12 protein-coding genes are annotated in these 18,134 nt (G+C 33.8%); 8 read left to right on the forward strand and 4 right to left on the reverse strand.

Annotated features, from left to right (window positions below; all coding sequences use genetic code 11):
* Nucleotides 1-2: 2 nt before the first annotated feature.
* On the reverse strand, nt 3-716 hold the full coding sequence (locus tag RN605_RS08365) for a pyridoxine 5'-phosphate synthase (RefSeq protein ID WP_313324145.1): 714 nt from the start codon (nt 714-716) through the stop codon (nt 3-5).
* A gap of 112 nt (nt 717-828) precedes the next feature.
* Here RN605_RS08365 and RN605_RS08370 point away from each other — a divergent pair, with 112 nt between their 5' ends.
* The 8 genes from RN605_RS08370 (at nt 829) to murI (ending at nt 9,027) form a co-directional block, all read left to right on the forward strand.
* Nucleotides 829-1,488, forward strand: coding sequence for a CBS domain-containing protein (locus tag RN605_RS08370; protein WP_313324147.1), 660 nt, complete (start codon nt 829-831; stop codon nt 1,486-1,488).
* A gap of 3 nt (nt 1,489-1,491) precedes the next feature.
* Nucleotides 1,492-2,373 carry an NAD kinase gene (locus tag RN605_RS08375; RefSeq protein ID WP_313324149.1) on the forward strand — a complete coding sequence of 294 codons (882 nt, stop codon included), beginning with the start codon at nt 1,492-1,494 and terminating at the stop codon, nt 2,371-2,373.
* Between the two features lie 160 nt (nt 2,374-2,533).
* A complete protein-coding gene (gene porG / locus RN605_RS08380; protein ID WP_313324151.1) occupies nt 2,534-3,220 on the forward strand; it encodes a type IX secretion system protein PorG in 687 nt (228 codons plus the stop codon).
* A gap of 1 nt (nt 3,221) precedes the next feature.
* Nucleotides 3,222-3,959, forward strand: a complete 738-nt coding sequence (locus RN605_RS08385) for an isoprenyl transferase (RefSeq protein ID WP_313324153.1) — start codon at nt 3,222-3,224, stop codon at nt 3,957-3,959.
* Complete coding sequence (gene bamA, locus RN605_RS08390; RefSeq protein ID WP_313324155.1) at nt 3,943-6,645, forward strand: outer membrane protein assembly factor BamA; 2,703 nt, start codon at nt 3,943-3,945, stop codon at nt 6,643-6,645. Before RN605_RS08385 ends, bamA begins: the two co-directional genes overlap by 17 nt.
* Nucleotides 6,646-6,679: 34 nt before the next feature.
* Nucleotides 6,680-7,648, forward strand: coding sequence for an OmpH family outer membrane protein (locus RN605_RS08395; protein ID WP_313324156.1), 969 nt, complete (start codon nt 6,680-6,682; stop codon nt 7,646-7,648).
* A gap of 31 nt (nt 7,649-7,679) precedes the next feature.
* The gene (locus RN605_RS08400) at nt 7,680-8,180 is read left to right on the forward strand and encodes an OmpH family outer membrane protein (protein ID WP_313324158.1); all 501 of its coding nucleotides are present in this window, start codon (nt 7,680-7,682) and stop codon (nt 8,178-8,180) included.
* Between the two features lie 67 nt (nt 8,181-8,247).
* Nucleotides 8,248-9,027 (forward strand): glutamate racemase, encoded by a 780-nt coding sequence (gene murI, locus RN605_RS08405; protein ID WP_313324160.1) that lies wholly within the window; start codon nt 8,248-8,250, stop codon nt 9,025-9,027.
* A gap of 2 nt (nt 9,028-9,029) precedes the next feature.
* Here the strand turns inward: murI and RN605_RS08410 are convergent, their stop codons facing one another.
* From RN605_RS08410 to RN605_RS08420, 3 genes are read right to left on the reverse strand one after another with little or no spacing between them, the layout of a single operon-like run.
* Nucleotides 9,030-9,551, reverse strand: coding sequence for a gamma carbonic anhydrase family protein (locus RN605_RS08410; protein ID WP_313324161.1), 522 nt, complete (start codon nt 9,549-9,551; stop codon nt 9,030-9,032).
* 44 nt (nt 9,552-9,595) lie between these two features.
* Entirely contained in the window at nt 9,596-10,597 is a 1,002-nt protein-coding gene (locus tag RN605_RS08415; protein WP_313324163.1) for a PorP/SprF family type IX secretion system membrane protein, read from the reverse strand.
* 4 nt (nt 10,598-10,601) lie between these two features.
* The gene (locus RN605_RS08420) at nt 10,602-18,035 is read right to left on the reverse strand and encodes a choice-of-anchor L domain-containing protein (protein ID WP_313324164.1); all 7,434 of its coding nucleotides are present in this window, start codon (nt 18,033-18,035) and stop codon (nt 10,602-10,604) included.
* Nucleotides 18,036-18,134 lie beyond the last annotated feature (99 nt).

An 18,134-nucleotide genomic window follows, 5' to 3' on the forward strand; every position in this document is an offset into this window, starting at 1 on the left:
ATCTATTTTAACTTATGCAAATACATATTTACAACATTATCCAACCCTAGGTATAAAGCTTCTGAAATTAATGCATGACCAATGGAAACTTCTAATAAATTTGGAATATTTTGCTTAAAAAATTGAACATTATCTAAACTTAAATCGTGTCCGGCATTAATTCCTAAATTTAATTCATTTGCCAAAATTGCTGCTTTTGTATAAGGTTCAATCCCTTTTTTATTTCCTAATGAATACTGATTAGCAAATGCTTCAGTATACAACTCAATTCTATCAGTTCCAGTTTTTTTTGCGCCTTCAATCATTTCTAAAACTGGATCAACAAAAATGGATGTTCTTATTCCATTATTCTTAAATTCTTTAATAACTTCAGATAAATAGGCTTGATTCTTTAAAGTATCCCAACCTGAGGAAGAAGTAATTGCTCCAATAGCATCAGGCACCAATGTAACTTGCTCTGGCTTACATTCTAAAACTAAATCAATAAAATTATGTTGCGGATTACCTTCTATATTAAATTCAGTATAAACCAATGGTCGCAAATCTCTTGCGTCTTGATATCTAATATGTCGTTCATCAGGTCTTGGATGAATCGTGATTCCTTGTGCCCCAAATTTTTGAATATCCACGGCTACTTTAAGTAAATCTGGCACATTTCCTCCACGAGCATTTCTTAAAGTTGCTATTTTATTAATGTTAACGCTTAATTTTGTCATTTAAATTTTTCTAAAAATCTTATATTTAATTTTGATTACAAAAATACAAAGTTAAGGAAGTCATCATGTCCTAAAATTTGATTATTTTGCAGTCGCTAATAGAAAAGAAAAAATGAGAGTCATTTCAGAATATATAAATAACGATTTTAAACCATTCTTAATTTCTGAATCTGTATCAGAAGTTCAAGATTTTTTTGCTGAAAATACTTTTTCACATTTTCCAGTAATGGAAAACGGAATTTTCATAGGTTGTATTTCGGCCAATGACTCTGAAACTTTTGAATTTGGAAAAACAATTCTTGATTATCGCTATACTTTAGAAGGCTTTTTTGTTAGAGAAAATATGGTTTGGCTTGATGTTCTTGAAGTATTTGCTAGACATAATTCAAACATAGTTCCAATTTTGAACGAAAACAATCAATATATTGGCTACTACGAAATTACAGATGTTATTAAATTTTTGAATGAAACTCCTTTTCTAAAAGAAACTGGTGGAATCATTGTTGTTGAAAAACTAGCTGTAGATTATTCTATGAGTCAAATTGCCCAAATTGTCGAAAGTAATAATGGAAAACTTTTAGGCATATTTGTTTCTGAAGCATCAAGCGATAAAGTTCAAGTTACTGTTAAAACAACTCTTGGCGGTTTGAATGAAATTATTCAAACATTTAGAAGATACAACTACGAAATAATTTCGGAACACAACGAAGATGATTATTTGAACAATTTAAAAGAGCGTTCGGAATATCTAGATAAATATTTAAATATCTAAATTATGAAAGTTGCCATTTTTGGACAATATTATCAAAATGATACCCGACCAATTATCAAAGATATCTTTGTTTTTTTCAATAGAAATGAAGTTGAATTAGTTATTGAAGAAAACTTTTTAAAAATTCTTTACGAAGAAAAAATCCTTGAAAAACAATACAACACCTTTAAAAAAGGTTCAGAATTAGACAAAAGTTTTGATATTTTAATTAGTATTGGTGGTGATGGAACTATTCTTAGAGCAGCATCTTTTGTAGCTGATTCAGGAATTCCAATACTTGGCGTTAATGCTGGAAGATTAGGTTTCTTGGCAAAAGTTCAAAAAGAAGACATTCAATCTTTTCTTCAAATTGTTTTAGAAAAAAAATATACCATTTCCGAAAGAACACTCCTAAAACTTGATACAAATTTTCCGGAAAATGAATTGGAAATTAACTTTGCAATGAATGAAATTTCCGTTAGCCGAAAAGACACAACTTCGATGATAACCATTGAAACTTGTTTAAATGGTGAATACTTGAATTCCTATTGGGCTGATGGACTAATAATTTCTACACCAACAGGTTCTACAGGATATTCTTTGAGCTGTGGTGGACCAATTTTAACCCCAAATGTCAAAGGATTTGTTCTTACGCCAATCGCTCCACATAATTTAAATGCACGTCCGTTGGTTATTCCTGATGATACGGAAATTAAACTAAAAGTTTCTGGTAGAGAAGAACAATATCTTGTTTCGCTTGATTCAAGAATAATGTCAATCGACAAAAATACTGAACTTTTCATCAGAAAAAATCCGTTTACCATCAATATGGTTGAAATTCCAAACGAGACTTTTTTCAAAACGCTACGCAAGAAATTACTTTGGGGAGAAGACAAAAGAAATTAAAAAATCAATTTGATTTATACTACAATCCAAAAAAATTCGTTTTAAAACTATCATTGTGTAACTTATTATTCTGATTACATTATTTTTATTTACTATTATTCATCATTTAGTATATAAAAAGTACTCAGAATTATTATATTTGCACGCTATTTTCAAATAAATGAAAAAGAGTATAGTTTTATTTTTTTTAGTATTGTCTACCCAGATTTTGAATGCTCAGATACATGAAATTGGAGTATTTTTAGGAGGAAGTAATTTTATAGGCGATGTCGGCAAAACCAATTATATTAATCCAAATAAATTAGCATTTGGAATATTGTATAAATGGAACAAAAGCCCAAGACATTCTTATAGATTTTCTTATACTCAATCTACTATCACAGGTAATGATGCAGATTCAGAAGTAAAAGAAAGACAACTAAGAGGTTATCAATTTGAAAACAATATTAAAGAGTTTTCAGCTGGATTGGAATTCAATTTTTTTGATTTCAATTTGCATGAAGCCTTAAAAATGAAAACTACTCCATATGTTTTTTCTGGAGTTTCATATTTTATATACAACGAATTGTATGTAATTAATGGAACTACCAAAAAAGATTATCAAGAAGGCGAATTTGCTATTCCAATGATTGTTGGAGTTAAAAGTAAACTGACTGAAAATTTAATAATTGGACTAGAAGTAGGAGCAAGATATACGTTTTCAGATAATTTAGATGGAAGTTTACCTAAAAACAAAAATTTACAAGCCTTGAAATTTGGAAATATAAATAGTAATGATTGGTATGTGTTCTCTGGATTTACGTTAACATATACCTTTGGTAACAAACCTTGCTATTGTGCAGAATAAAATGAGTTTAGAAAATATAGATACAAAAAAATTACCCAAACATTTGGCCATTATCATGGACGGAAATGGTAGATGGGCAAAACAACAAGGCTTGCTAAGGTCTTTGGGGCACGAAAAAGGCACGAAATCGGTAAAGATTACTGTTGAAACTTGTGCAAAATTGGGTATCGAAAATCTAACCTTATATGCTTTTTCTACTGAAAACTGGAACAGACCTAAACTTGAAGTCGACACATTGATGAAATTATTAATTTCATCTTTAAAAAAAGAATTAGATACTCTTCAAAAAAACAACATTCGATTAAACTCAATTGGAAACATAGAATTACTTCCAACAAAAGCAAAAAATGAACTTTTAGCAGTAATCGAAAAAACAAAAAATAACACCAGAATGACTTTAACTTTAGCACTGAGTTATGGCGCTAGAGAAGAATTGTTAAATGCTGTTAAAAAAATAAGTGATAAAGTTAAAAATAATATAATTTCTCTAGATAGTATTGATGAATCAATTATTAATCAGCATCTTTACACGCACAATTTACCCGATGTAGATTTGGTGATTAGAACCAGTGGTGAACACAGAATAAGTAACTTTTTACTATGGCAAATTGCCTATGCAGAATTTTATTTTACTGATGTTCTTTGGCCTGATTTTAAGGAAAACGATTTATATGATGCAATTGTGAGCTATCAAAATAGAGAACGAAGATTTGGAAAAACAAGTGAACAAATTAAATAGAATTTTAGTGCAAATAAATACATTAAAAACTGTTCTTACACTATTATTAGTTGGAACCGTTTTTCAATTACAAGCCCAAGAAAGAACCCCATTTGATCAAGGACAAAAATACATACTTGCAGATGTTGAAGTAGTTGGAAAAATTAGCTATAATCAGCAAACTGTTGTTACTTTTTCGGGCTTAGAAAAAGGACAACAAATTACTGTTCCTGGAGAACAAATTAGTAATGCTATTAAAAAACTTGGTAAGCTTGGATTATTTAGCGATATTGATTTTTATATCAGTAAAACCGAAAATGATAGTATTTGGCTTGAACTAGCTATCAGCGAACTACCAAAACTTAGTGATGTAAAAATTCAAGGAGTAAAAAAATCTAAAGTCGATGGTTTAATAAAAGACAATTCACTTACAAAAGGCAAAATAGTAAATGAAAATTTGATTACTACAACCAAAAATTATATTGAAAATAAATATAAAAAAGACGGATATTTTAACACAAAAGTTTACATAAAAACAGAACCTGATACAACTGAAGGAAATCAGGTGAAAATGTTAGTTAACATTGATAAAGGTGATAAATTAAAAATATCAAAAATAACATTTGATGGCAACGAAAAATTCTCAGACAAGAAACTGAGAAGCGCCATGAAAAATACCAAAAAACAAAATCCAATCAGAATTTTCAAAGCTTCAAAATTTGTCAAAGATAAATATAAAGAAGACTTAGTTTCTATTATAGACAAATACAAAGAAAAAGGTTATCGCGATGCAAGAATTATTTCGGATTCTGTTTATTTAAACGAAAAAAGAAATAAAATCAACATCAATATTAAACTTGAAGAAGGAAGAAAATATTATTTTGGTGACATTAAATTCCTAGGGAATTCTGTTTACTCAGATCAATTATTGACAAGAGTTTTAGGAATTAAAAAAGGTGAAACTTATAACGGTGTTTTGCTTCAAAAAAGAATTGCCGATAAAACAAAACCCGATGCTGATGATTTAACTAACCTATATCAAAACAATGGATATTTATTCTCAAACATTAATGCTGTAGAGGTAAAAACTGAAAATGACACCATTGATTTTGAAATTAGAGTTGTTGAAGGTCCAATAGCTTATTTTAATAACATTACAGTGGTTGGAAACGATAAAACAAACGACCATGTAATTTATCGTGAATTAAGAACTCGTCCTGGTGAAAAATACAGCAAAGAAGATTTAGTTAGAACAATTAGAGAAATTGGTCAACTTGGTTTCTTTGATCCAGAAGCAATTGATCCAAAATTCAAAAACGTTGATCCAGCTTCTGGAACTGTTGATATAGAATATAATTTAGTAGAAAAAGGCTCAAGTCAAATAGAACTTCAAGGTGGTTATGGCGGTGGAGGTTTTATTGGAACTTTAGGATTGTCTTTTAATAACTTCTCTGTCAGAAATATGTTCAAAAAAGAAGCTTATAAACCTTTACCAATGGGTGATGGACAAAAAGTATCTTTAAGAGCGCAGGCAAGTTCATTCTTTCAAACTTATAGTTTGTCATTCTCTGAACCTTGGTTTGGAAGAAAAAAACCAATTCAGTTTTCATCATCGTTATCACACAGTAAACAATTTTTGTATTCAGGTCGAACAACTAGCGTTGACAAAAGCAGAAGTTTTAATATTACTTCCCTATCTGTTGGAATTTCAAAACGTTTAACAGTTCCTGACGATAATTTCTATTTTTCTAATGCTGTAAGTTTTCAATACTATGATTTGAATAATTACAATACAGGATTATTCACTTTTGGTAATGGTTCTTCAAGAAATTTAGCTTTTACATTAGGATTATCCAGAAACAACAAAGGAATAAATCCAATTTATCCAACTTCTGGATCTGAATTTAGCTTGTCAGCCAAATTTACTTTACCTTATTCATTATTTAATGGTGTTGATTATGGAAAACTTGGAGATCTTCAAGAAAATAAATTGCGTTACGATCCATCTAGCGGATTAAATGTTCAGGCTACTGAAAACGGTCAAGTTCCTGTTGCTGGTGATTATTTGGGTATTGCACAAACAATAAACGGTCAAAACATTTATCAATATGTCGAGACATATCAAGAAGCCGCTGCAGATCAATCAAAAGTAGACCAATTAAAATTCAACTGGTTAGAATATTACAAATTAAAATTCAAAGCAGATTGGTATACAAGAATTGCGGGATCACAACAAAAAGCTTTAGTATTAAGAGCATTAGGTGAATTTGGATATTTAGGTGCATATAATAATGATCGTGGTATTGTTCCTTTTGAGCGATTCTTCCTTGGTGGTGATGGTTTAGCTAACTTTGCTCTTGATGGTAGAGAAGTTATTCAGCTAAGAGGTTATCCAAATCAATCATTATCGTCTCTTGATGGTGGAACTATTTACAATAAGTTTACTTTAGAATTAAGATACCCTTTGACATTAAAAGCGGCTGCATCAATTTATGCATTAACTTTTCTTGAAGCTGGTTCATCGTTTGATACATTCCAAGAATACAATCCATTTGTTCTTCAACGTTCTGCCGGATTTGGATTAAGAGTATTTATGCCTGCCTTTGGTTTACTTGGAATTGACTTCGGTCACGGATTCGATCCTGTTCCTGGTGGAACACAAAAGAATGGTTGGGAAACACATTTTATTATAGGTCAACAATTTTAATTATATTTGATATTTAATTACAAATTCAACTCTTATGAAAAAATATATTGCATCCATAATTATTCTGATTTTTACTATTCAACTGAATGCTCAAAGCAGAGGTGTAAAAATTGGTTATATTGATATGGAATACATACTTCAAAATGTAAATGATTACTCTGAAGCCAAAAATCAATTAGAGCAAAAAGCTCAAAAATGGAAGCAAGATATAGAAGCCAAAAAAGTTGAAATTGCAAAGCTTAAAGATGCATTAAAAACTGAAAAAGCTTTATTAACTAAAGAATTAATTGAAGAAAGAGAAGAAGAAATTGCTTTTCAAGAACAAGAATTATTAGATTTTCAACAAAAAAGATTTGGACCAAATGGAGATTTAATTACACAAAAAGCAGTTTTAGTAAAACCAATACAAGACCAAGTTTTTACTGCTGTTCAAGATATTGCAGAACAACAGAAATATGATTTCATTTTTGATAAATCTTCCGATTTGACTATGCTTTTTGCAAATAAACGTTATGATATTAGTGATAGAGTTTTAAGAACTTTAAACAGAGCTGAAAAAAGACAACAAATGTCTAATAAACAGTTGAAAGATCTTGAAAAGAAAGAAGCTCTTGAAGATATGGAAGATGAAAATCCAGCTATTGCAGAAAGAAGAAAAAAATTAGAAGAAAAAAAAGCTGCACGTGATAAACTAATTGAAGATAGAAAAGCTGCGGCTGAAGCAAAAAAACTAGAACAACAAGAAAAACGTGATGCTGCTGCCGCTGAAAGAGAAGCGAAAAAAAATGGCACGGTTAATGCAGATGATAAAATATCAGGAGAAAAAACAACTGAAAAAGATTCAACTACTACTTCAGCAAAAGAAGACAAAGCTGCCGAAAGAGCGAGAATTTTAGCTGAAAGAAAAAAAGCATTAGAAGATAAAAAGAAAAAAATATTAGAAGAAAGAGAAGCTGCCAAAAAAGCTAAAGAAGAAAAAAAGAACGAACCTAAAACAGAATAATAAAATAAAAATTAATTAATACTAGAAAAAAATGAAAAGATTGAAATCATTACTAATAGCTGGAGTTTTATTTTTTGGAACTATGCAAACGATGAATGCACAAGCTAAAACTGCACATGTTGATGTAAATGAAATTATTTCAAAAATGCCAGCGATGTTAGATGCTCAAAAACAATTAGAAAAATTGAGTGCAACTTATGATGCTGAATACAAAACAATGGCAGAAGAATACCAAAATAAAATAAAAAAATACGACCAAGAAGCTTCAACTGTAACTGATGCCGTTAATCAAACTCGTCAAACAGAAGTTCAAGACTTAGTAAAAAGAATTACTGATTACAGAACTAATGCTCAAAAAGAATTAGAGAAAAAAGAATCTGATTTAGTAAAACCTTTAATGGATAAAATTAGAGCTTCAATTACTAAAGTAGGTAAAGCAAAAGGTTATCAATATGTATTAAATGTTGCTGACTTATTACTAGCCGATGGGCCAGATTTAACAGCTGATGTTAAAAAAGATTTAGGGTTTTAAAAAAATCAAAAATATTATATCAAAAACTGCTCAAAATATTGAGCAGTTTTTTTTTACTTTTGTTTCTATGACAAATAATAACCCTATTGGTCTTTTTGATTCAGGAATTGGAGGAACATCTATTTGGAAAGAAATTAATGAATTACTTCCGAATGAGAATACTATTTATTTAGCTGACAGCAAAAATGCACCATATGGGCAAAAATCAAAAGATGAGATAATCGCATTAAGTATTAAAAACACGGAATTTTTGCTTAATATGAATTGTAAAATAATTGTTGTTGCCTGTAACACTGCAACAACAAATGCAATTAAAGAATTAAGAGCAAAATATGATGTGCCTTTTATAGGAATTGAACCTGCAATCAAACCCGCTGCTTTAAAATCAGAAACACATACTATTGGTATTCTTGCTACTAAAGGAACTTTAAGTAGCGACCTTTTTCATCAAACTGCAGAGAAATTTCATGAAACAAAAATTATTGAGCAAATTGGATTTGGATTAGTGCCTTTAATTGAAAATGGAGACATCAATTCCAAAGAAATGAATGATTTACTCAAAACATATTTAAACCCGATGATAGAAGCTAATATTGACTATTTAGTACTCGGCTGTAGTCACTATCCTTATTTAATTCCTCAAATAAAAAAAATACTTCCAAAAAATATTAAAATTATTGATTCAGGCGAAGCAGTTGCCAGACAAACAAAAAATATTTTACAAGAAAAAAATAAATTGAAACTTGATGATAAACTTGGTGAAGTTATTTTTTATACAAATTCAAATCCAAAAGTTTTGCAATCAATATTGAATGGAAACTATACTATTCTTCAAAAAAAATTTTAAAATTATTTTTCATCATCCTTAAACCAACCCGAATACATCACATAATTATTTGAAATGCGTTCAATTTCTCCAGCAAAGTCTGATTGATTTATTTCTTTAACTTTTTTTGCTGGAACTCCAGCGTATATACTTCCTGATTCTACAATTGTATTTTGAGTAAGAACAGCTCCAGCAGCAATAATAGAATTACTTTCTATAATACAATTATCCATGACAATTGCTCCCATTCCAATCAAAACATTATCATGAATTTTACATCCATGAACTATAGCATTATGTCCTATTGAAACATTATTACCTATTTCTGTAGGATGCTTTTGATAAGTACAATGTATTACAGCACCATCTTGAATATTTACTTTATTCCCTATTTTAATGAAATGAACATCACCACGAATTACTGCATTAAACCAAACACTACATGAATGACCAAAAATTACATCCCCAACAATAGTAGCGTTTTCTGCTACATAACAATCCTCAGGTATTAGAGGAGATTTTCCATTGACAGATTTTATTATCATAAAAAAATTGTCCCGAAAAATTTCGGGACAGTTATTTAAAATTATTAATTAATAGCAGGACAATTACAGTGATACTTCTCTGGTTTACAGAATAAATTAACTCCTAATGTTAACTGATGAAAACCAGCATTGTCAAACTTCACATTTCCTAACAATTGTGAGTAAGTATATGATAACATATAACTTTTAAAATTTACTCCAATAATTGGAGTAATATATTGCAATTTTTGATCTGAAACACTCTGCCCTTCAACAAATTGAGCGCCATCTAAACTTCTTCTATATGAAATTCCACCCCAAAGCATACCAAAATCTAAACTTTTATATGCTTTTATATTCAAATCAACTGTTTTTTCTTGTGTTTGAGTTACTAATTGAAACATAAAAGATGGTTCCCATAAAATTCTGTCTTCATCTCCAAAAGTATAACCTGAATTCAAAATGAATCTTCTTAAATTAACTGGTTCTCTATCAGTGTATAATTTTCTATCACTTGCCAAAGCATTTTTAACTGTTGCATGTACATAGAAATCAAGAAAATTATATGATGCTCCTATATCAACATTAAAATATGATGCGCTTTGAACAATAGTTCCATTAATTATTGGATCATATGCTGGATTATTAATTAAAAAATCTGTTTCATCTAGTTGACTTTGAACAAAACCAGCACTCATACCAAATGATAATTGATTTAAATCAATATTATCCCTAGAAAACATCAAATGGTGTGCATAAGTGAACTTTATCCCTTTTTGAGAATGATAACCATTACGATCATTAAATACTATTACTCCTCCACCAGATCTCTCTCCTAATGATCCATTTATACTTATTGTTTGTAATGCAGGCGCATCTTCTACTCCAAACCATTGCTGTCTTGCTGTTAATCTAACTTTGGTACAACTTGCTGCACCAGCCATTGATGGATGTAGTAGGTAATAATTATCTGAAAGATAATCTGAATAAACCGGTAGACCTTCTTGTGAAAAAGAGATTTGGGTTATAAAAACTAAAATTACTAAATAAAATTTTCTTAAATTCATTTTTCTATCTTTTTAATGCGAAATGGGCTCTAAACTGTTTAGTTGTGTTTTGCTCTATAAAATCTACCGTAAACCAGTAATCGTCTGATGGCAGTAAAGCACCGTTATAAGTACCATCCCATCCTGCACTCGTTGAACTGATTTGTTTCAATAATTTTCCATAGCGGTCAAATATATAAATTTTTGCGTTAACTTGACTACTCAATCCAACAATATTCCATGTATCATTAAAGCCATCGCCATTTGGAGTGAAGTAATGTGGATAATCAATGATTTGTACGCCACTGATGCTTTGTACTCCACACGAGTAGCCATTCACATCTCTAACATCCCATACATATACCGTATGTTCTCCTAAGGTTACATCGGTGAAGATTCCTCCATTATCTAAGATTGGTCCGTCGTCTAAACTGTAGTGGTAAATTCCATATCCATCGTTTGTCACTGTAATGATTTGTGTATCACTAAAGGCATTGGTTACCGTATACGTCAGGTTAGCCGCCGGTCCTGAACGTACCACCGTGAAGAATACTTCTTCTGATGCACATCCTAAGTTGGCTGGGGTTATACTTGTTGCTATAACACTATACACTACTTGGTCTACACTAATATCGGTTACCGCTAACGTTGGTCCTGTTTCTGATAATAATACTCCATCGGCATACCACTCAAAGGTATAGTTCGCCGCATTGGCTACATTACTGTCTAGTATCAGGTTGTTGTTTACAGCTGTAGTGTTCCAATCCACACACGCTATTGCGCTTCCGGTATTGGTAGTGATTAATGGCTCGGCCAATTGTTCTATCACTACATTAAAGTCATCCAAGATGTAACATCCTGTTGCGTTATTGGTTACGCGTATCCAATAGGTTCCTGTTTGTACTTGATAGGTTGACAGGTTTTGTATCGCATTGGCACTAATGCCTGCCTCTGCATCCGCCTGACTCAGGTAGAACTCTACCATGTAATCGGCTGGTGCTTGGGTAGCTCCTAAGATGTCATCGATGTAGTCGCCTAATCCTAATGGGTTGTTGTCATAGAACATCATGCCATCGTTTACGCCATCGGTATCACAGCTCTCAAAGTCATCTAATAGTGTTGCCACTATAGGTTTTGGGTTTACCAAAATGTTGAAGGTACCGATATCACTGGTACATCCTGTGGTAGTGTTAGTGATTACTACATAGATAGGTTGTGGGTTACTAATGTTGGTGTAAGCACTTGGGTTTGGTACTGGCGTTGTAGCTGCAGCATCTAAATAGAAGGCTACACTATAGTTTGACGTTGGGGTTGTGGTATTCCCTTCCAATAAGTCGGCTACCTGACTGGTTAAATCAAATACTTCAAAGCCATCGTTCACACCACTTGCATCGTCTTCACATACTTGGTATTCGTTGTTTGTGCCTACGATGTCAACTACTGGTAGTGGGTTTATTATAAAGCCTTGTTCTACCATTTTATAACATGGTCTGCTGGTGTAATCAAAGTTTTGTGTACTTGATACGGCTATATAAATGTACTGCACTTGATTTATTGTAGTACCTGCTATACTTGGGTCGCCTACTAAGGCTGCCGTTGGTGTTAGTATCTCGTTTACATTGTTCTCCAAATCCGATTGGGTATAGAAGTAATGTAAAGCTACATTCGGGTCACCATTAGCAATATAGGCTGCTGTTGCCGTTAAATCTACTGTTGCCTGTCCTGAACCTGTGGCGTTTTCACATACTGCGGCTAAAGTCGCTGGATTGGTTCTTGGTGTTGGTATTGGCAACACTCTGATGTTTAACGTCGTATAGCTTTTACAACCTTGTGGACTGATAATCTCTACTCCTAAGGTTTGTACTGCTGCAGGTACATTGATATAGTTGGTTGGTGTAGTGATTTGATTTGTGCCTGTTTGTGCTTCAGCTAAACTTGGATAGTAGTTTATCGTATAACCTGGTAGTGCAGTGATTTGTCGTACCGTCAAATCAAAGTTGGTGTGTTGGTCATTTGGATTGGCATCGTCATCACACTCATTGATTGGTTGTGGTGTTGCTACTACTAACGGTGTGCCAACAATTATCTGGAACGAACCAATGTTATAACACTTACTTGCTATATTCTCTACTCTAACCCAAATAGTTTGTGGGTTGGTAGTGTTGGTATAATTAGTCACATTCATGATCGGAAGGCTTCCTTGTTCTGCCAATGTTTGTGAAGTATAATAGGTCACTGTATACGCTGATGCTGGTAGTGGTTGTTGTGCTAATACTAACGGAGTTTGTTGCGCTAAGTTCACTATCGTTTGTCCGTTTTGCGTATTGCTATCGGTATCACATATCTCTATGTTTGGTAAACCTGTAATGGCTTCTGGACTTGGATTGACATTCAACTCTACTGTAGTGATGCCTATGCATCCTGTAGTTGGGTCTTCGGCTCTTACATAGATGATTTGTACAAACGGATTGATGTTAGTGTACAACATCGGTAATGGGTTGTCTCCTGTTTGTGCATTGGTCAATGTTTCATGGAAAGTCAACGTGTAATTTGCTCCTTGAAGAATATCTGTTGTCAAAGTATTCAAATCAAACTGTGCAAAGCCATCCTGATCGTCATCACAAACCGTGTATGGCTGTGTTGGTGGTATTGGTGTTGGTAATGGTTCTACTCTGATGTCCATCGTTGAGATAACGTAACATCCTGTAGCATCATTGGTAATACGGATTCCTAACGTTTGAACATAGATAATCGCATTTTGATAGCTCAGATTTGTTATCTCATTGGTATCATTTTGTGCATCGGTCAAACTTGGATAGAAGTGTACACTCATACCGGTTTGGCCTAACAGTATATTAGCCACTTGGCTTTGTAAATCGAACACTTCATAACCAATCAAACTTTGGTCGTTGTCACACAACGAATACTGCGGATAGTTTGGCTGTGTCGAATTTGGTAGTGGATCAACAATGATATCAAAGTCTACTATATCAAAACATCCTGTTGCCGTAGTTTCTACTCGTACATAAATCGTTTGTTGGTCGATTACACTATTAATGTAACTCGCCACATTGGTTATCGCATTACTTGGTGTTTGTGCATCTGCTAAACTCGTGTAGAACGTTACCGTATGTGTTGATGGGTCAATGCTTCCTAATACTTGTGGGATTACTAGTGTCAGGTTAAAAGGCTCATAACCTACTGCTCCCGTATAATCACATAAATGTAAATCATCTGGCTCCGTAGCTTCTGGCGTTGGGTTGACTATTAATTGGAGTTCGACATAGTTAGAACAACCTGTGGTGGTATAGAATACTTTTACATAAATCGTTTGTGTCCATGGGTCAATATTTGCATATGGACTTACTAAAGGATTAGCTCCCAACAAGGCATCGGTTGGGGTTTCGTGGAACGAAACAGTAACGCCTGCTGGTAAACTTCCGCCTGCAATTTCATTGATGGTACTGTCTAAATCAAACGTACCAAAACCATCATTGTTTGGATCACAATACTGTAATGGTTGTGGTGTAATGGCCACTGGTCCTTGGGTTACTCTTAGTAATTGGGTAGTAATACTGTAACAGCCTGTTGCGGTATATTCTACTCGGATATAAACGGTTTCGTTATCGTTTCCTAAATACGTGGTTGGTGTTGCAATAGCATTGGTTGGCGGTTGTGCATTAGCATCGGCAAACGTATTATAATACGTTACTATTACTCCTGTTGCGCCTGCTGTAGTCACTCCTTCATTAACCGTTAAATCAAACGTAGCGGTAGTTACTGCTCCGTTACTACATTCAAAGATTGGTAATGGTACTGCCGTTGCTGGCAATGGGTTCACTACTAAATTGAATGAGGCTACCGAGTTACAACCTGTCGTATTGTTGCTGATGTTAATCCAGATTTGTTGTGGACTACTTGTATTAGTATAACTATTAGGTAGTGGATTTGTCTGTGCTATCGCATCGGCTTGGGTTAGATAATACGTCACTGTTACGCCTGTTTGTCCATTAGCAATCTCAACAGTTTTGGTATTTAACGTAAATACTTCTACTCCATCGCCTGGATTGTTGTAATCACACAACTCGTAATCCGTGATTACAGGATTTGGTAATGGTCTAGGATGTACTATCAACTGTAATGTCGTGGTTGAATAACACATTGACGTTCCCACGAAGTATGCTCTTACATACAAGGTTTGTGTTCCTGGATCAATATTGCAATAAGTTGATGTAGTTATCGGATTGGCTCCCGTAGTAGCATCGGTTGACGTTTCATGATACGTAATAACAACATTCGGATCAGTACTTATCTCTGCATTTTTAGTGGTTAAATCAAACAAACAGCTAAAGCCATCGTTGTTATCATCACACACTTCATAGGCTGTTGGTGTGTTGATTACTGGTGCGGTGTTTACCGTTACTGTTGCTGAACCTGATTGTGGTTGTGCACACGCTGGCGTGGATGCGCTTGACACACTCACTAAATTATAGTTGAATATACCTGCTGTAGTAGTTGGCACATTGATTACCGCTGTATTACCGCCTGTAGACTGAATGGTTTGAGTGGTCCCATTTTCATCCAAATACGTAAAGGTATAAGGTTGTACTCCATTAGCTCCTGTAAATACAATTTGCGGATCTGGTGTAGAATTCAAACATACGGCTTGTGTTCCTGCTATTGTAGCTGTTGGCATTGGGTTTACCGTTACCGTTGCTGTGCCTGTTTGTGGCTGTGAACATGCTGGCGTGGTTGAACTTGATACACTTACCAATTGATATGGATAAATCCCTGGTGTTGCTGTTGAAACGGGTAGTGTTATGCTATTTCCTGCAGTAGTTGTAATAGTCTGTGTAGCTCCAGCTGGGTCGGTATATGTAAATGTGTACGGTGCTGTTCCGTTTGCTCCTGTAAAGGTGATATTCGGACTCACTGCTCCTTGACATACTGTTGTTGTTCCCGATATCGTAGCCGTTGGTAGTGGTACTACTGTGACTACTGCCGAACCTCCAACCAATTGTGTACAGTTGGTCGTTGGATTGGTAACACTTATCAGATTATAGGCTACACTCGATGTTAATACTGGTGTAGTTAGCGTTGCATTTCCTGTTGCATCTAATGTAATAGGCGATGGTGGTCCAACAGTATTGTATGTTACTATCGCATTTGGTGTACCTGTAAAGGTAATCGTAGCTGTGTTTCCTGAACATATTGTTGTGGTTCCTGAAATTGCTGCCGTTGGCAATGGATTTACAGTAACTGTCGCTGTTCCCGTTTGATTTTGTGAACAACTCGGTGTGGTTGAACTTGAAACGTTTACTAATTCATATGTAAATGTTCCTGCCGTAGCTGTAGAAACTGGTAGTGTATAGGTGCTTCCAGCAGCTGTAGTAACAGGGGTTTGAGCTACCGTGTTCAACGTATAATTAAAAGTATACGGTGCTGTTGAATTGGCACCTGTAAAGGTAATTGATGGACTAGGATCACCAACACAAACGGCTGTTGTTCCTGATATCGTTGCTGTTGGTAATGGTAATACCGTTACTGTTACAGAATCTGTGTATGCACTCGAACAACCTGTTGTTGGATTGGTAACATCGATTAACGAATAATTGGTAGTAGCTGTTAATGCTGGGGTTGTATAACTACCCGTTCCTGCTGCATCTAAAGTTACTGAACCTGCACTGAAATTAATTACTGCATTTGGTGTTCCTGTAAAACTTATTGTTGCTGTTTGTCCTGAACAAATACTCGTCGCTCCTGATATTGTTGCACTTGGTAAAGGATTTACATGCAAAGTGAAGAATGCAGTGGTATTAGAACCTCCTGATGAATTGTCTACAAAACGAATGTAAATTATTTGTCCATCAGTTCCTAAATAAGCATTAAATGGTGAAATAATCCCTGTATTGTTATCTGCTCCTGTCTGTGAGGTATGGAAGGATATGGTATAATCACTTGCGCTATTTGTGCCCAAAATAATTGGAATCTGTGGCGTGAAATCAAAGGTTGCATTGCCACTGCCAATACTGTTCTCACATAAAGTTAAATCTGGTGGTGGGATTGGGGTTGCACATCCTGAATCATTAATATATAAATAAAAAGATGTTGTTGTAATACATCCTGTATTCAAATCATCCTCAACCGCAACAAAAATTTGTTCTCCATCAACTCCTGGATAATTGGATAAATTAGTTATTGGATTAGAAAGCACTTCTGCATCAGCTAGAGAATGATAATATGAAATCGGATAGGATTGACCATTTAAAATAATAGATTGATTTTGAGTCAAATCAAAAGGAGATTCACATTGAGTCAAATCATTTGGAGTACCAATTGGTAATGGATCATAAAACTCAACTGTCATACTATCTGTTTGAGAACAACCTCCAGGATAAGTAATTGTAATACCATATACTCCACTTTGAGTAACATTGTATGAATTTGAAGTGGCATTGGGAATAATTCCTGTATTAAAAGTCCATTCATAAGTAACTCCTGGTATTGCAATTGCACCCGCTTGTATAGTTAATTCCGTAGAACCACATAATGCTGTACCATCAGCTATTGTTAAATCTGGAAAACTTTCATAGCCAATTCCAGCCAATTCTGGTGTTCCAATATTAAAACTACCTCCGCCTAAAAACACCGCTGAGTCTAGTAGTGAATCATTTCTATCTGCAATAACTAATCTTATATGATAGGTATGACCAGGAATAACTGCAGAATTCGCAGTCATTAAAACAGTTTCACCATTAAAATTAGTTGCAGCTGCAGCTGCATTAACTCCTCCATTAAAATTATTGAAATAAGACGGATTTGCAGAACCACAAGAAGCATTATTGGTATTATCTCTAATAGTTACTACGGATATAGGCGTATTAGTATTTGGAATTAGCGCTAGGTTAACTGGTGGTGTTGCGGCTGTTAAATCTGTCAAAAAGAAAGCAAAAGCATCAGAATAAGCACATTGAAAAGTTCCATACTCTTCAGAAGCAAAAAGAAAATCAAAACTCATTTGGTCTGTCAAAGGAGTAAAATCAAATTCTAATACAGTTGCATTATTATAACTTGTTAAACCAGGGTCAATTCCTAATCCTTGAATATAATTAAACAATTGGGCATCACCTGGCCAAGTACCATTACTCTGAGTTGTTGTATTTGGTCCTGGAGCATTAATTACATTACCTGAACTCAGAATAACACCATTACTTAAAGGAAAACTTGGATTTGTATTTTGAAAAAAACCAATACCATTCGTAGACCCAAAATTAGTTCCTGTACTCCAAGTTATATTACTTATTGTTCCAACACATGCAGAACCAGCCGTACCATTTCCAAATAATACATCCGTTACCAATTGAGGAACTGTATAAGTAGTTGTATTTACAGTAATTGGTTGAGAAAAACCAATAGTTACAAAAAACAAAAGGGAAAGTAGGTGTAATTTTCGTTTCATTTTATATGATTGAAATAAGACAGATAGTCCGTCAAATTTATGTTAATAAAAATTTAAAAGCCCAAATATAACTAATCATTGAAAATAACTTTGTTAAAT

It is taken from the genome of Flavobacterium sp. PMTSA4 (assembly GCF_032098525.1).
Taxonomy (GTDB): Bacteria; Bacteroidota; Bacteroidia; order Flavobacteriales; family Flavobacteriaceae; genus Flavobacterium; species Flavobacterium capsici.

Coding starts and splice junctions, on each gene's coding strand:
- RN605_RS08365 (WP_313324145.1), bottom strand. CDS start 716: ATGACAAAATTAAGCGTTAACATTAATAAAATAGCAACTTTAAGAAAT.
- RN605_RS08370 (WP_313324147.1), top strand. CDS start 829: ATGAGAGTCATTTCAGAATATATAAATAACGATTTTAAACCATTCTTA.
- RN605_RS08375 (WP_313324149.1), top strand. CDS start 1,492: ATGAAAGTTGCCATTTTTGGACAATATTATCAAAATGATACCCGACCA.
- porG (WP_313324151.1), top strand. CDS start 2,534: ATGAAAAAGAGTATAGTTTTATTTTTTTTAGTATTGTCTACCCAGATT.
- RN605_RS08385 (WP_313324153.1), top strand. CDS start 3,222: ATGAGTTTAGAAAATATAGATACAAAAAAATTACCCAAACATTTGGCC.
- RN605_RS08395 (WP_313324156.1), top strand. CDS start 6,680: ATGAAAAAATATATTGCATCCATAATTATTCTGATTTTTACTATTCAA.
- RN605_RS08400 (WP_313324158.1), top strand. CDS start 7,680: ATGAAAAGATTGAAATCATTACTAATAGCTGGAGTTTTATTTTTTGGA.
- murI (WP_313324160.1), top strand. CDS start 8,248: ATGACAAATAATAACCCTATTGGTCTTTTTGATTCAGGAATTGGAGGA.
- RN605_RS08410 (WP_313324161.1), bottom strand. CDS start 9,551: ATGATAATAAAATCTGTCAATGGAAAATCTCCTCTAATACCTGAGGAT.
- RN605_RS08415 (WP_313324163.1), bottom strand. CDS start 10,597: ATGAATTTAAGAAAATTTTATTTAGTAATTTTAGTTTTTATAACCCAA.
- RN605_RS08420 (WP_313324164.1), bottom strand. CDS start 18,035: ATGAAACGAAAATTACACCTACTTTCCCTTTTGTTTTTTGTAACTATT.